This is a genomic window from Bartonella sp. TS25HLJMH, assembly GCF_042193505.1.
GTDB lineage: Bacteria > Pseudomonadota > Alphaproteobacteria > Rhizobiales > Rhizobiaceae > Bartonella > Bartonella grahamii.
In genome coordinates, this window is the sequence record NZ_JBHILV010000001.1 from 210,138 (window position 1) to 225,074 (window position 14,937).

The following is a 14,937-nucleotide window of genomic DNA, read 5'->3' on the forward strand; positions in this document are numbered from 1 at the left end:
TGGAGGAAGAAGTTGTATAAAAATTACATAAAAATATCACTCAATAGAGCATATTTCTAAAGTTTTAAAAATTGAGAAGAAACGCCCTCGATATTCATGTTATTTTATATAAGATTGCTAAAAAAAGCAGGTTATTGCGTATAAATAAAAAAGTATTTCTTGCGAATTTTATTGTAAGCCTAAATGATATAAACGCCCATCATATAAATATTATAACACATTGATTTATAATGATAATATAGAATCATTTACATTGAATTAGAACTCTGAATACCGTAAAACTTTCTCACTTCAAATCGTTTTCATGTTAAATCAATCCAAATCTACTTGCTTACACGTCACAAGAAGGTGGGCCATGTGGGTAAAAACTGTACAAGAAAGCCATATCTCTTATAAACTCTTTCAAGTGTAAAGGATTATCGCAACATTTGAGGCTGGCAAAATGTGTTATGGTACCGGTTTATCCAGCATATGAGTCATAAAATAAGATGTGAAAATATCATTTTAGCACCTTTGGATTTAATTTAGCAAATAAAAGCCTCATTTTTTAGGTTATGAAAAGTTGTATTTTGAGAAGCTTTTTAGGTTTATATTCTTTTGATAGAAGCCGGAGCATAATTGGTCTTTGCGTTTTGTATTATTCTTTGCTAAATCGCCTTATATGACAATAGATCGTAATTATATTCGTAATTTTTCCATCGTGGCGCATATTGATCACGGTAAATCCACTTTAGCTGATCGTTTGATTCAAATAACAGGTGGGCTTGATACACGTGAGATGAAAGAACAAGTACTCGATTCCATGGATATTGAGCGTGAACGTGGAATTACTATTAAAGCACAAACGGTACGTTTACACTATAAGGCAAAGAATGGTGAAACCTATATTTTAAATCTTATGGATACACCTGGTCATGTGGATTTTGCTTATGAGGTTTCGCGTTCATTGGCAGCTTGTGAAGGTTCTCTGTTGGTGGTGGATGCAAGCCAAGGTGTAGAGGCGCAGACGTTAGCAAATGTTTATCAAGCAATTGATAATTCCCATGAATTGGTTGTTGTGCTCAATAAAGTTGATCTTCCAGCAGCAGAACCTGAGCGTGTTAAAGAACAAATTGAAGATGTGATAGGCATTGATACATCTCAAGCAGTAGAAATATCAGCAAAAACAGGTTTGGGTGTTCCTGATGTTTTGGAGGCAATTGTTACACAATTACCACCTCCACATACAGGCGATGTTGCAAATCCCTTGAAAGCAATGTTGGTTGATAGCTGGTATGATGCATATCTTGGTGTCATTGTTTTGGTACGGGTGATAGATGGTACTTTAAAAAAAGGCCAAACCATTCGTATGATGGGTACAGGAGCAAAATACCCAGTTGAGCGCGTTGGGGTTTTTACACCTAAAATGGTACAGGTTGATGAGTTAGGACCAGGCGAGATTGGTTTTATCACTGCCTCTATCAAAGAAGTAGCAGATACACGGGTTGGTGATACGATTACAGAAGAGCGCCGTCCTTGTGAAAATGCTTTGCCTGGTTTTAAGCCGGCGCAACCAGTTGTGTTTTGTGGTCTTTTTCCAATTGATGCTGCCGATTTTGATGATTTGCGTGCAGCCATGGGCAAATTACGCTTAAATGATGCGAGTTTTTCTTTTGAAATGGAAACATCCGCGGCTTTGGGATTTGGTTTTCGCTGTGGCTTTTTGGGACTTCTTCATCTTGAAATTATTCAAGAGCGGTTAGAGCGTGAGTTTAATTTGGATTTAATCGCGACAGCACCTTCGGTTGTTTATCGCATGAATATGAATGATGGTTCTGTTAAAGAGTTGCACAATCCAGCGGATATGCCTGATGTGGTTAAAATTTCTTCAATCGAAGAACCATGGATTCGGGCGACAATCATGACTCCTGATAATTATCTTGGGTCAATTTTAGAACTATGCCAAGAACGGCGGGGGATACAGGCTGGTTTGTCCTATGTTGGAACCCGTGCTATGGTAACGTATGATTTACCACTGAATGAAGTTGTTTTTGATTTTTATGATCGGCTAAAATCAATCTCAAAGGGTTATGCTTCTTTTGATTATCAGATGGCAGATTATGCAGAAGGGGATTTAGTTAAAATGTCTATTTTGGTAAATGGAGAGTCTATAGATGCATTGTCTATGCTTGTGCACCGCACGATTGCAGAAAAGCGCGGACGTTCCATGTGTGAAAAACTGAAAGATCTTATTCCCCAGCATATGTTTCAGATTCCAGTTCAAGCGGCTATTGGTGGTAAAGTTATAGCGCGCGAAACAATTCGTGCTTTGCGTAAAGATGTAACAGCGAAATGTTACGGGGGTGATGTCACGCGTAAGCGCAAACTTTTGGAAAAGCAAAAAGAAGGCAAAAAGCGGATGCGCCAATTTGGAAAAGTAGAAATTCCACAATCGGCATTTATTCAAGCGCTCAAAATGAACAAATAATGAAAAAAGGAGTACTGTCTCTCATTGATTGCGCTTTTGCTTTTGTTGATTGGTTCAGGTGCTTAAAGAACACTTTTAAATAGAATTGCGCTGTGCTTCATGTTTTTGTGTATTGCGTAATGGTGTCATGCTTCTCACGTAAAACAGAATGCTTTAAACGAAATACATTTATGTTGTATATTGGTGTGCTTGTTTTAGTGAATCATCACTCAATGCATCAAATTCCATTTCACAATAGGGGCTATGAAAAATATAAAGTAACATACACTGTGAATGATATAAAATCCATTTGGCATCACCGTCTTTACGCGTCATAAAGGTGCAAAGCGCACCTATCATACTCTTTTTAAGCTCAAAATATTATGACAGTCCTTATCACTTGAGAGAATTCTTGTATTCGAGGTTATTATTTAAGTAAAAAAAACGATGAAATATTATTATGAATTAATATTGTGTTTAAGAACGTAAAAGATCATTAATGGATGTTTTTTCTCGTGTTTTTTGATCAACGCGTTTTACAATAACGGCACAATAAAGGCTTGGTCCTGCTTCACCATTTGGTAAAGGTTTTCTAGGGAAAGAACCTGGCACAACCACTGAATAGGCTGGTACCTCACCGATAAAAATTTCACCTGTTGTACGATCAATAATCTTTGTAGATTTTCCAATAAAGACGCCCATTCCCAAAACAGCACCTTCACGGATAATACAGCCTTCAACAATTTCAGAGCGAGCACCGATAAAGCAATGATCTTCAATGATTGTTGGATTTGCTTGCAGTGGTTCCAAAACACCTCCAATACCAACACCGCCAGAAAGATGGACATGTTTACCAATTTGTGCACAAGAACCAACGGTGGTCCATGTATCAACCATTGTACCCTCATCGACAAAAGCACCAAGATTAACAAAGGATGGCATCAATATAACGTTGGGTGCAATGTAAGCAGAATGACGTACAATGGCTCCAGGAACGGAACGAAAATCAGCACTTTTAAAATCTGCCTCTTGCCAACCAGAGAATTTTGAAGGAACTTTATCCCACCAATGTGTTCCATTGATTCCACCAGTGATAATTTGCATAGGATTAAGTCGAAAAGAGAGCAAAACCGCTTTTTTCAACCATTGATGAACATGCCATTGTCCATTTTTTTGTCGTTCTGCAACACGGATTTCACCTTTATCAAGAAGGTTCAATGCATGTTCGACACCCTCACGGATTTCACCTTTTGTGGTAGTGTTGATGGAATCGCGATTGTCAAAAGCTTGTTCAATAATCATTTCAAGTTGTGTGAGATGGGTCATGACGAGAGTTCCGTTAAACAAGTTGAAAGCTTCAAGATTTATTCTCTATGAACTACGCGAAGAAATGTGTTCAGTCAATAAAACGATGAGGAAGTAGGATAGGTGCATGAAAAAAGGCTGTAAAGAAAAAAGAAAAGGAGAGCAAGAAAATTGGACACCACTTCTCCATACGAAGGATGCTCTACAAAAAATACATAAAATCTCTAACTCAGCACAAATGCGTTCGTCTACTTATCGTTTAGCCTATATCGATCAAGATTTTATGATGCGTCCAGAGTTGCGCTCACAACGTATTGGTCTTGAATTTTTAAAGCCAGAAATAACCCTTAAAGAATATGATATTCAATCAACAGTTGTTTTGTTTGGTGGTGCGCGTATTCCTGAATCTGGGCAAGCAGCGTGGGCTGCAAAAAATGAAATACAAAAGAAAAATTTGCGTGCTATGTCACATTATTACGATGAAGCGAGAGAATTTGCGCGTTTGTGCTCACTTTATTCTGCTACGACAGAATATCGTGAATTTGTGGTTGTTACGGGGGGCGGACCAGGAATTATGGAAGCGGGAAATCGTGGTGCTTGTGATGTTGGTGCCCCAACGATTGGTTTGAATATTATTTTACCACATGAGCAAGAGCCTAATTCGTATGTGTCGCCGCATTTGTGTTTCAATTTTCATTATTTGGGGATGCGCAAAATGCATTTTTTAGTACGAGCGAAAGCATTAGCTATTTTTCCTGGAGGATTTGGGACTCTGGATGAATTGTTTGAGACGCTAACTTTAGTACAGACGGGGCGTATGAAACAGGTACCAATTTTATTGTTTGGCAAAGAATTTTGGAGCAATACTATCAATTTTGAGTATCTGTCTGAACAAGGTACAATTTCTCCTACTGATGTTAATTTTGTGAAATTTGTCAATACAGCAGCAGAAGCTTTTGAAGAAATTCGTTCTTTTTATAAACTGCCTTGATGATTTTTAAGACGTTCACTCTTGAAGGATAATTAATACTCTACTTTGGTTAAATAAAGACCTGAAGGAGGAGCAACAACACCACAATGTTTACGATCTTTAGCATGAAGAGCCGCTTCGAGATCTTGAGCTGTCCAACGTCCAATACCCACTTCCATGAGGCTTCCTGCGAATGAACGGATTTGATGATGAAGAAAAGAACGAGCTTGCGCATAAAGGAAAATTTCTTCACCTTCTCTTTGAACATCCAAACGGTCAAGGGTGCGAATAGGGTTTTTGGCTTGGCAATGAGCTGAACGGAAAGTGGTAAAATCATGTTTTCCTACAAGCTTTTGAGCAGCTTCATGCATGGCTTCAGCATTAAGAGGCTTTGGCAACCACCACACGCGTTTGGCATTTAAGGCTGGTGGAGAGCGACGATTAAGAATTTTAAAAAGATAATGGCGTTTTACAGCGGAAAATCGTGCATCAAAGTCATCAGGGACATTTTGTACGTTTAAGATTGAAATCGCTTCTCCCTGTTTACGTAAAAGAGCATTGAGCGCATCACGTACAGTATGGGGATGCCAGTTTTTTATGAAATCAACATGCGCAACTTGTCCCGTAGCGTGTACGCCCGCATCGGTTCTTCCTGCTGTTGTTATAGTCAATTGTTGTCCACTAAAGGAAAAGATTACTTGTTCAAGAGCTCCTTGTACAGTGTGAAGTTTTGCTTGACGCTGCCAACCAGCATAATTTGAACCATCATATTCAAGAGTGAGTTTAAAACGTGGCATCTTAAAAAACAGCAGAAATATGAGCACCTCGCAAAAAGGTTGCGCTATCAAGGATTTTACCACCCGATCTTTGGAGAGAGGTTATTTCTATCCGCCCTTGTCCACAATGGACAATCAAAGAATCTGGTTCGATCCGTCCAATTTCAAGAGAAGGACCTGTTGTTAAGCGACTATCAAGAATTTTTACACGTTCTTCTCGTCCCCCAATATTCATATTGCACCAGCAACCAGGAGAAGAAGAGAGCGCACGGATATGCCTATGAATAAACTCTGCAGGTTTTGTCCAATCAATGCGGGTCTCTTCCTTTTTGATTTTGGCAGCATAGGTGATGCCTGTCTCTGATTGTGGGGTCAGTTTAAGTTGTCCTTTTTCAAGAGTTGATAGGGTTTCTATCATAAGTTCTGCGCCAATATGTGAAAGTTTGTTTAAAAGCTCAGTAGTGGTGGTGTTATCAGTAATGGGGATGGAGCGAGAAAGAGCGATGGGTCCCGTATCAAGTCCTTCATCCATTTTCATGATCATAATACCTGTTTCTTTATCACCAGCCATAATTGCTCGTTGAACAGGTGCAGCACCACGCCAACGTGGTAAGAGTGAAGCGTGGGCATTAAAACAACCAAAACGCGGTGTTTCGAGAATAGCTTTGGGTAAAAGGAGTCCGTAAGCTACCACAATAGCAACATCAACAGAAAGTGCTGCAAATTGCTCCTGTTGTTCGATTGTTTTGAGTGTTTGTGGCGTAAAGATAGGAATAGATTTCTCTTTTGCTACATTGTGAACAGGTGAAGGGATTAATTTAAGTCCTCGACGTCCTGCTGGGCGAGGGGGTTGACTATAAACAGCAACAACATCATGACCTGCATCCAATAAAGCATGTAAAATAGGAACAGAAAAATCTGGTGTTCCCATAAAACTTAATCGTAAAGCCATTACAAAACTGCTTCCTGCATGTTTTTTTCTTTTTCGCGTTTTTTAAATTTTCGTATCACCATATCGCGTTTGATCTTTGAAATGTAATCAATAAAAAGGCGCCCATCTAAATGATCAATTTCATGTTGCAAACAAGTTGCCAAGAGATCGTCTGCTTCAATTTCTGTTTGTTTTCCTTCACGGTTCTGATAGCGAACACGAAGGCGTTTAGGACGTTCAACTTCTGCAAAATAGTCAGGAATAGAAAGACAACCTTCTTTATAAATATTACGCTCATCTGAAAGCCATAAAATTTCAGGGTTGATAATAACAAATGGTTTTTTCTGCTCATCTTCAGAATTTCCAGAGACATCTATAACCAACATACGTAGCGGTATACCAATTTGAATAGCAGCAAGACCAACGCCCTTAGCATTATACATGGTTTCCAACATATCATCCGCAAGTTTTTGGAGAGCTAAATCGACCTGGTCAACGGGTTTGGACACTTCCCGTAAAATCGGATCAGGTAAAGTAACTAAAGATCTCATTGGCATAAGTAGAGATTAATCAATGGTTTGTTATTGGTCAATATTGAATAACGGATTCTTGCGTTTTTTTACAATAAGAGCGTTATATTACAATTTATGTTTGATTCGTTTTTTTCCATACTCACTGGTGAGTTTTTTTCTAAGCTAATGCTTTTGCTTTTATTTTTACTTGTCTGTTTGGCATTTTTTATGTTGGTACATTCTCATCGAAAAAAAGCATTTTTGGAAAATGAAATTGCTGAACGCGCACGGGAGGCACAAATGCAGATGGCTACCTTGCTGAGAACACAAGCTGAAATGCAAGGCAGAATGCAAACGATGGCGGAAATTTTTGGTCAACGGCAGGCTGAATTGAATAAATCACTTAGTGAGCAACTCAATGGGATGACAACAAGCTTAGGCCAAACACTTCAGGTACAGACCAAATCCACTTATGAAAATTTGAATCGTTTGCAAGAGCGTTTAGCAGTAATTGATGCGGCACAAAATAATATTCAATCGCTTACGGGACAAGTTGTTCAGTTGCAGTCCATTTTAAGCAATAAGCAGACACGTGGTACTTTCGGTCAGGGGCGGATGGAAGCAATTATTGCCGATGCCTTACCAACAAATGCTTATGCTTTTCAGGCTGTTCTTTCCAATGGAAAGCGCCCAGATTGTCTCATTCATATGCCCAATAAAGCCCCTTCTCTTGTTGTTGATGCTAAATTCCCTCTGGAGGCTTGGAATGCTATGCGTAAGGCAGAATCAGCGCAAGAGCGTCAAGAGGCAGAACGCCAATTTCGTACCGATATGGAGGTCCATATTCGTGATATTGCACAAAAATATTTGATTCCTGGAGAAACCCATGACACTGCTTTCCTTTTTGTGCCATCTGAATCGATTTTTGCAACAATTTATGAGGACTTTGAAGCACTGGTACAAAAATCCAATAGAGCCCATGTGATTATTGTTTCACCATCTTTGTTGATGCTCTCTGTCCAAGTGGTACAAACCATTATGAAAGATGCACGTATGCGTGAACAAGCGCATTTAATTCAATCAGAAGTAGCAAAATTGATGGAAGATTTTGGACGAATGGATACGCGTGTTCGTGCGTTACAGAAGCACTTTCACAAAGCAGGTGAAGATATAGAGGGAATTTTGATATCGTCCTCCAAAATTATGAAACGAGCAAATCGCATTGAAACTGTCGAATTAAAAGAGAATCACTCCGAACCAACAAAAATGACAACATTATCTCAGTCGCAAACATTGCGTTTTGCTGATGAGGAATAAAGCAAAGCAAGCTTCTTAAATATCACAAGTCAGATCATGTTCTTTATTGATTGGTAATACTTTTTTAGTACCTCTATCTTGTTTTATTTCTTAAACGAGAGGAATAGGAATATGCGACACCTTTTGTTTTTAGGGGCACTGGTGTTTCTGCTAGATGGGTGTGCAACAACCACTCCCATACACACAAACAACGCTTGTGCTATTTTGGCACAAAAAAATGGTTTTTTTGACAATTGGGGTAAGGCTTCTAAACGTGCAGAACTGCGCTATGGGATTCCTATGCCTATTATTCTTGCAACCATTAATATGGAATCGAGCTTTCGTCACAATGCACGTCCTCCACGTAAAAAACTACTTGGTTTTATTCCATGGAAGCGTCAATCGACAGCCTATGGTTATTCTCAAGCGCTTGATAGTACATGGGCAATGTATCTTCGCTCTACGGGCAGATCTTTTGCATGGCGTACGAATTTTGCAGATTCTGCTGATTTTATTGCTTGGTACCATCGCCAAAGTGTTCAACGCAATGGAGTGAGATTTGATGATGCATATAGCCTTTATTTAAATTATCATATGGGACATGGTGCTTATGCGCGTGGCGGGCGTGTCTCTGCTGCACTTTCACAGGCAGCACAGCGCATGGCAAGGATATCTAGGCTCTATGAACAGCAATTAAAGAGATGTGGATGGCGTTAGGGAAGATTTTTGAAAATCTCAATTAGGGAATTTTTGCGGTAAAATTATTTGAGAGCCAAATTTCTTATGGCGTGGTAAAACTGTATCGTTTTTCCGATTGTCAAATGAAATAAATTGTTATTTTTTAGAATAAACCAAAGAGACAGAAAGCTTTTGCAATACACAATATATTTGAGTGCACTCTCGATATTTTTACCTCCTTTGTTTAAAAAATTTACAATGGAAACTGTCTCCTATTTGGCTCTGGTATTTCGCACAGGTCTAAGTAACAGAGATTATTAAAGAAAAATTTTAAAATTTAATCTCATTTTTTATTTTCATTATGCGTATTACTGGCTGATTATTACATGAATATTTTCTTTGTTAACGTATAAAATAGCAACCAAAAAAAAATGCAATTCGAGCATCATATTAAAGTAAGAATCTCGAATGGCGTAGGGTTTTATCATTTCAGATCTCTTGAGGTTAAATCAATAAAAACAATTGGCTTGCACATAACAAGCGTAATTGGCATGTGGATAAAAACTGTGAAAGAAAAGACTAAAAATGTTTCTTATGAACATTCTCAAATGTAAGAATTATCGGTAACATTGGGAATTAGCACATATAATGATGGCGCCACTTCGCTTTCACACTTCAACCTTGTTTGTGACGGGCAAGGAAACAAAATTAATTGATTCAATATGTTATTTAAACGTGAATATACCTTAGGTATTAAGCAGGTAGATGCTACTCAAGGTGGGCAATTTTTTAATTGGCAGGACATTTGATCAGGCTAAAAATACTCGAAAAAAGCTCTGATTCGCAATAATTGAGAAGTATATTTTAATATTTTATTCTCTCATCTTTGTTTAGGTACTTCGTACCTTTTAAAAAGATATCGATAGCCAACATTATTATGATTTTGTGGAAATATTGTGATAAAGGGAATTCAAATTTTGTCCTTTAAAACAAGACGTAAGTTAAACAGATCATTTTCTGTATTTGTGCAAAGCATAAAAATTATCTACTTTCACGGTTACGACAGTAAAATTTTATAATCCAACAAATGATTAAAAATGTGTTATAATATCATTAAAATGCAAGGAACAGGCGCTATTTGAATGATGATTTAATAGCACATAAATCTTTTAAATTGATGCACAGATTCTCTATTATAATTAATACTATAATTAATTCCCTTGATAGAATATCTGGTCCTTTTGGTGGAGCTAAGCGGGATCGAACCGCTGACCTCTTGCATGCCATGCAAGCGCTCTCCCAGCTGAGCTATAGCCCCTATAAAAACAAATTTTTCCAAAAGGAAAGTATACAATTTCAGCTTTTTAGAACGATCAAAATTGAAGATCAAGAAGAATTTACATTCAATGGAAAAGATATCCTCTTTCACTTCTCTTAAGCATCGTCATCATTAGAAACACCGCCTCCGAGAATATCAGTAACGTCATCATCTTCATCGTCATCATCATGAGATAAAAATGTATCATCGTCATCACCGAGATCTACATCACTATCTTCTAAATCAGGAAGATCGTCATCTTTAGAATCCTCATCATCCTCTTCAAGAAGCATAAAAGCAGATTTTTCAAGTGCTGTATCAAGCTCTTCAGCATCAACGTCTTCCTCATTGTTCGCTTCAGCTGCTGCAACTTCAAAGTAAGAACGCGGATAAGAAATTCCTGTATAGGGCGACACAATAGGATCGCGATTTAGATCGTAAAATTTTTTTCCTGTTTCTGGATCAACACGTTTAGTTCCAAGTTCTTGTTTTGCCATAAACCGTGCCTCTTTGATTAACTATTATTCCATTAAAAGATAAATTTTATGGTGCTTAATCGAAAAATAATGCCTTTGTCAAAGATAAATACACTGTTCCACAGTGATTTTTTCATGACGTCTTTTAAAGCATGTGCTAAAGGATGCACAATTTCATAAAAGTTAGATAGAATTAAATAGAATTTCCATGCAAAAAGCAATCCCTATAACCACCTATAAATCGAGTAGTCTCTCTGGAAAAATTAAAATACCAGGAGATAAATCAATCTCTCATCGCTCTCTTATATTGGGAGGATTAGCAAGTGGTGAGACACATATTCATGGATTACTTGAAAGCGCTGATGTACTCAATACAGCTGCTGCTATGCAAGCTATGGGTGCCTGTATTATTAAAAAAGATGACTTCTGGACCATACGAGGAACAGGGAATGGTTGCCTTTTAGCTGCACAAAAACCTTTAGACTTTGGAAACGCTGGAACGGGTGCTCGTTTGGTTATGGGAATGGTTGGTCCATATCATATGAAAACAACCTTTATTGGTGATGCTTCTCTCTCTAAACGTCCAATGGGACGTATCCTTGATCCGCTGCGTCTCATGGGGGTTGAAATTGAAGCAACGCACGACGATCACCTTCCTTTAACGCTTTATGGTCCGAAAATGGCTAATCCGATTCGTTACCGTGTTCCAATAGCTTCCTCCCAAATTAAATCAGCAGTCTTGCTTGCTGGACTCAATACCGCCGGCATTACAACTGTTATTGAACCAGTTCTAACACGAGATCATACGGAAAAAATGTTAAAAGCATTCGGTGCACAACTTGAAATAGAAAAAGATAATGAAGGTGCGCATTTGATTCATCTGAACGGTCAACCCCATCTTACTGGGCAAACGATTCATATTCCGGGTGATCCTTCTTCTGCTGCTTTTCTAATTATTGCAGCCCTTCTTGTAGAAGACTCTGATATCACCATTGAAAATGTTTTGATAAATAACTCTCGAATAGGACTTATCGAAACATTGTGGGAAATGGGTGCTCAAATTGAATTTTTGAACCGACGTCAAACAGGTGGAGAGGATGTTGCTGATCTACGGATAAAATCATCGGTTCTTAGAGGCGTTATGGTGCCCAAAGAACGTGCTCCATCGATGATTGATGAATATCCTGCTTTGGCAGTAGCAGCAGCCTTTGCAGAAGGCAAAACAGTGATGTTAGGAATTGAAGAATTGCGTGTAAAAGAATCAGATCGACTGTCTGCTGTTGCTCAAGGACTCGAAATTAATTGCGTAGACTGTGAAGAAGGTCAAGATTTTCTTATTGTTTATGGGAAAGGTTCTGCCAAAGGTTTGGGTGGTGGACATGTCTCCACACATCTTGATCATCGAATTGCTATGTGTTTTCTCATTTTTGGGCTTGTATCAGAAAAACCTGTTACCATTGATGATAAACGAATGATCGCTACGAGCTTTCCAGAATTTATTCCTTTTATAAAACAACTTGGGGGGAAAATCGCTTGAAGCCTTTTGTTATTGCCATTGATGGACCTGCAGCCTCAGGCAAAGGAACCTTAGCACGCAAAATTGCTGCACATTATCGTCTTCGCCATCTTGATACTGGTCTTACTTATCGTAGTGTTGCTCATACGCTTTTACAACAAAATTTAGCTCTTAATGATGAAAAAAATGCTATTATTTATGCTAAAGAACTTGATTTTAATACTTTAAATCCTTCCCTTCTTTCTTCTCATGAACTTGGTGAAGCGGCTTCAAAAATAGCGATTAACCCTGCTGTACGCAAAATTCTTGTCGAAAAACAACGCAACTTTGCTAAAGTTTTGCCTGGCTGTGTGCTTGATGGACGTGATATCGGAACTATTGTTTGTCCTGATGCCGATATTAAGTTTTATGTTCTAGCCAATGTTCAAACGCGCGCCAAACGTCGCTACCAGGAGATTTTAAAAAAAGGTGTTCAAGCAAATTATCATGAAATCCTAGCTCAACTTGAACAGCGCGACAGTCGCGATATAATGCGCAAACAAAGTCCACTAAAACCAGCAAAAAACACCCACTTGCTTGATACGTCAGAATTGAGTATAGAAGCAACATTTGAAATTGCATGTAGTTTTATTGATCCAATCATAAAAATGCATATAATTGGATAAATTCGTTAAGGTGACTTCCAGCCTAGCGCTAACTTTTTTTCCTTTATTCAAGGAGAAAGGCAGGGAGTTGCTTATGTTAACACTAACCTAGCGCTCATACCTTATAACACAAGGTATATATTAGGAGTTCTTATGTCACAATACAATCCCACAACAGCGGATTTTGAAGCCCTTTTAACAGAATCTTTTCAAACCAATGATCTTAATGAAGGATCTGTTGTTAAAGGTCGTGTTATTGCAATCGAAAAAGACATGGCCATTATTGATGCTGGTCTTAAAGTCGAAGGACGTATTCCTCTCAAAGAATTTGGAGCTAAAGCAAAAGACGGTTCTTTGCAAGTTGGCGATGAAGTTGAAGTTTACATTGAACGCATTGAAAATGCGATGGGTGAAGCTGTTTTATCGCGTGAAAAAGCACGGCGCGAAGAAAGTTGGGTCCGTTTGGAGGAAAAATTCAATGCTGGTGCACGCGTTGATGGAGTGATCTTTAGCCAAGTAAAAGGTGGTTTTACAGTCGATCTTGATGGTGCCGTTGCTTTCTTGCCGCGCAGCCAAGTTGATATTCGTCCCATTCGTGATGTTTCACCTCTCATGCATAATTCTCAGTCCTTTGAAATTTTGAAGATGGATCGTCGTCGTGGCAATATTGTGGTTTCACGTCGTACTGTTTTAGAAGAAAGTCGCGCCGAGCAACGTTCAGAAATTGTACAAAATCTTGAAGAAAACCAAATTGTTGAAGGTGTAGTGAAAAATATCACAGATTATGGTGCCTTTGTTGATCTTGGTGGGATTGATGGTCTCTTGCACGTTACAGATATGGCATGGCGGCGTGTTAACCACCCATCTGAAGTCCTCACAATTGGTCAAACGATTAAAGTTCAGATTATTCGCATCAATCAAGATACACACCGTATTTCTCTTGGAATGAAACAGCTTGAAAGTGATCCTTGGGAAAGTATCAGTGTTCGGTATCCGATTGGTAAAAAAATTACGGGTGCTGTCACCAACATTACTGATTACGGTGGTTTTGTTGAAATTGAGCCAGGAATCGAAGGGCTGATCCATGTTTCTGAAATGAGCTGGACGAAGAAAAATGTTCATCCTGGAAAAATTCTGTCTACATCACAAGAAGTAGAAGTGGTTGTTCTTGAGATTGATCCTTCTAAACGGCGTATTTCTCTTGGCTTAAAGCAAACATTTGAAAATCCATGGGAAGCTTTTGCCAATAAATTTCCTGTCAATTCGCAAATTGAAGGAGAGGTTAAAAATAAAACAGAATTTGGTCTGTTTATTGGGCTTGAAGGCGATGTTGACGGTATGGTTCATTTGTCTGATCTTGATTGGAACCGTCCTGGTGAACAAGTCATTGATACTTACAATAAAGGCGATATCGTTAAAGCTGTGGTCCTTGATGTTGACATTGAAAAAGAGCGCATTTCTCTTGGAATTAAGCAGCTTTCCAGCGATAAAGTTGGAGAAGCAGCGGCTTCTGGCGAATTGCGAAAAGGTGCTGTTGTAACATGCGAAGTGATTGCTGTTAACGACAATGACATTGGTGTAAAATTGATTGACCACAACCTTGAGACAACCATTCGGCGTGCTGATCTCGCGCGTGATCGTGATGAGCAACGTCCTGAGCGTTTCGCAATTGGGCAAAAGGTTGATGCTCGCATCACAGCATTTGATAAAAAAACACGTAAAATTTCAGTATCGATTAAAGCTTTAGAAATTGCAGAGGAAAAAGAAGCTGTTGCACAATATGGTTCTACAGACTCGGGTGCTTCTCTTGGTGATATTCTTGGTGCTGCTTTAAAAAAACAAGAACAAGATTAATCATCAATCATTAAAGCTTACGGTGTTATTAAGGTCACTCATTTTAGGGTGACCTTTTTATTTTCTAAAAAATTGTCTGCTTATTTTCTAATTATTGCGTAAAAAATTATAAATGCTTGCAACTAAAAACAAAAAGTTTGTTTTTTTGTCTATCAACGGTTCACTATTCAGATAAAATGCTTACAATTTAAATAAAAAACGATGTAATTGAATAA

12 protein-coding genes and 1 tRNA gene are annotated in these 14,937 nt (G+C 38.4%); 7 read left to right on the forward strand and 6 right to left on the reverse strand.

Going from position 1 to position 14,937, the window contains the following annotated elements; all coding sequences use genetic code 11:
• The first annotated feature begins 661 nt into the window (after nucleotides 1-661).
• On the forward strand, nucleotides 662-2,467 hold the full coding sequence (gene lepA / locus ACFINF_RS00825; RefSeq protein WP_375619306.1) for a translation elongation factor 4: 1,806 nt from the start codon (nucleotides 662-664) through the stop codon (nucleotides 2,465-2,467).
• Between the two features lie 456 nt (nucleotides 2,468-2,923).
• Here lepA and dapD read toward each other — a convergent pair whose 3' ends face one another.
• Nucleotides 2,924-3,772: a 2,3,4,5-tetrahydropyridine-2,6-dicarboxylate N-succinyltransferase gene (gene dapD, locus ACFINF_RS00830; protein WP_375619245.1), complete on the reverse strand. Its 849-nt coding sequence runs from the start codon at nucleotides 3,770-3,772 to the stop codon at nucleotides 2,924-2,926.
• 106 nt (nucleotides 3,773-3,878) lie between these two features.
• On the opposite strand from dapD, the gene ACFINF_RS00835 reads away from it, so the two are divergent.
• A complete protein-coding gene (locus tag ACFINF_RS00835) occupies nucleotides 3,879-4,742 on the forward strand; it encodes an LOG family protein (protein ID WP_375619246.1) in 864 nt (287 codons plus the stop codon).
• A gap of 32 nt (nucleotides 4,743-4,774) precedes the next feature.
• On the opposite strand, the gene truA is transcribed toward ACFINF_RS00835, so the two are convergent.
• The 3 genes from truA to def are packed head-to-tail and all read right to left on the reverse strand — an operon-like array spanning nucleotide 4,775 to nucleotide 6,985.
• A complete protein-coding gene (truA, locus tag ACFINF_RS00840; protein WP_375619247.1) occupies nucleotides 4,775-5,518 on the reverse strand; it encodes a tRNA pseudouridine(38-40) synthase TruA in 744 nt (247 codons plus the stop codon).
• 1 nt (nucleotide 5,519) lies between these two features.
• Complete coding sequence (gene fmt, locus ACFINF_RS00845; RefSeq protein ID WP_375619248.1) at nucleotides 5,520-6,449, reverse strand: methionyl-tRNA formyltransferase; 930 nt, start codon at nucleotides 6,447-6,449, stop codon at nucleotides 5,520-5,522.
• A complete protein-coding gene (def, locus tag ACFINF_RS00850; protein ID WP_375619249.1) occupies nucleotides 6,449-6,985 on the reverse strand; it encodes a peptide deformylase in 537 nt (178 codons plus the stop codon). Before def ends, fmt begins: the two co-directional genes overlap by 1 nt.
• Nucleotides 6,986-7,075: 90 nt before the next feature.
• Here def and ACFINF_RS00855 point away from each other — a divergent pair, with 90 nt between their 5' ends.
• Both ACFINF_RS00855 and ACFINF_RS00860 read left to right on the forward strand, forming a co-directional pair.
• Entirely contained in the window at nucleotides 7,076-8,257 is a 1,182-nt protein-coding gene (locus ACFINF_RS00855) for a DNA recombination protein RmuC (RefSeq protein ID WP_375619250.1), read from the forward strand.
• 111 nt (nucleotides 8,258-8,368) lie between these two features.
• Nucleotides 8,369-8,953, forward strand: a complete 585-nt coding sequence (locus ACFINF_RS00860; RefSeq protein ID WP_375619251.1) for a hypothetical protein — start codon at nucleotides 8,369-8,371, stop codon at nucleotides 8,951-8,953.
• 1,203 nt (nucleotides 8,954-10,156) lie between these two features.
• On the opposite strand, the gene ACFINF_RS00865 is transcribed toward ACFINF_RS00860, so the two are convergent.
• Together ACFINF_RS00865 and ACFINF_RS00870 are read right to left on the reverse strand one after the other, a co-directional pair.
• Nucleotides 10,157-10,232 (reverse strand) — tRNA-Ala (locus ACFINF_RS00865).
• Nucleotides 10,233-10,348: 116 nt separating this feature from the next.
• Nucleotides 10,349-10,729 carry a TIGR02300 family protein gene (locus ACFINF_RS00870; protein ID WP_012754501.1) on the reverse strand — a complete coding sequence of 127 codons (381 nt, stop codon included), beginning with the start codon at nucleotides 10,727-10,729 and terminating at the stop codon, nucleotides 10,349-10,351.
• A gap of 187 nt (nucleotides 10,730-10,916) precedes the next feature.
• Here ACFINF_RS00870 and aroA point away from each other — a divergent pair, with 187 nt between their 5' ends.
• The 3 genes from aroA (at nucleotide 10,917) to rpsA (ending at nucleotide 14,722) form a co-directional block, all read left to right on the forward strand.
• Entirely contained in the window at nucleotides 10,917-12,245 is a 1,329-nt protein-coding gene (gene aroA / locus ACFINF_RS00875; protein WP_375619252.1) for a 3-phosphoshikimate 1-carboxyvinyltransferase, read from the forward strand.
• Nucleotides 12,242-12,889: a (d)CMP kinase gene (gene cmk / locus ACFINF_RS00880; protein WP_375619253.1), complete on the forward strand. Its 648-nt coding sequence runs from the start codon at nucleotides 12,242-12,244 to the stop codon at nucleotides 12,887-12,889. Before aroA ends, cmk begins: the two co-directional genes overlap by 4 nt.
• A gap of 132 nt (nucleotides 12,890-13,021) precedes the next feature.
• Entirely contained in the window at nucleotides 13,022-14,722 is a 1,701-nt protein-coding gene (rpsA, locus tag ACFINF_RS00885; protein ID WP_026500132.1) for a 30S ribosomal protein S1, read from the forward strand.
• Nucleotides 14,723-14,937: the final 215 nt, after the last annotated feature.

Bases quoted from the DNA above. Each gene is read 5' to 3' on its own strand.
- lepA (WP_375619306.1), top strand. From the start codon at position 662: ATGACAATAGATCGTAATTATATTCGTAATTTTTCCATCGTGGCGCAT.
- dapD (WP_375619245.1), bottom strand. From the start codon at position 3,772: ATGACCCATCTCACACAACTTGAAATGATTATTGAACAAGCTTTTGAC.
- ACFINF_RS00835 (WP_375619246.1), top strand. From the start codon at position 3,879: ATGAAAAAAGGCTGTAAAGAAAAAAGAAAAGGAGAGCAAGAAAATTGG.
- truA (WP_375619247.1), bottom strand. From the start codon at position 5,518: ATGCCACGTTTTAAACTCACTCTTGAATATGATGGTTCAAATTATGCT.
- fmt (WP_375619248.1), bottom strand. From the start codon at position 6,449: ATGGCTTTACGATTAAGTTTTATGGGAACACCAGATTTTTCTGTTCCT.
- def (WP_375619249.1), bottom strand. From the start codon at position 6,985: ATGCCAATGAGATCTTTAGTTACTTTACCTGATCCGATTTTACGGGAA.
- ACFINF_RS00855 (WP_375619250.1), top strand. From the start codon at position 7,076: ATGTTTGATTCGTTTTTTTCCATACTCACTGGTGAGTTTTTTTCTAAG.
- ACFINF_RS00860 (WP_375619251.1), top strand. From the start codon at position 8,369: ATGCGACACCTTTTGTTTTTAGGGGCACTGGTGTTTCTGCTAGATGGG.
- ACFINF_RS00870 (WP_012754501.1), bottom strand. From the start codon at position 10,729: ATGGCAAAACAAGAACTTGGAACTAAACGTGTTGATCCAGAAACAGGA.
- aroA (WP_375619252.1), top strand. From the start codon at position 10,917: ATGCAAAAAGCAATCCCTATAACCACCTATAAATCGAGTAGTCTCTCT.
- rpsA (WP_026500132.1), top strand. From the start codon at position 13,022: ATGTCACAATACAATCCCACAACAGCGGATTTTGAAGCCCTTTTAACA.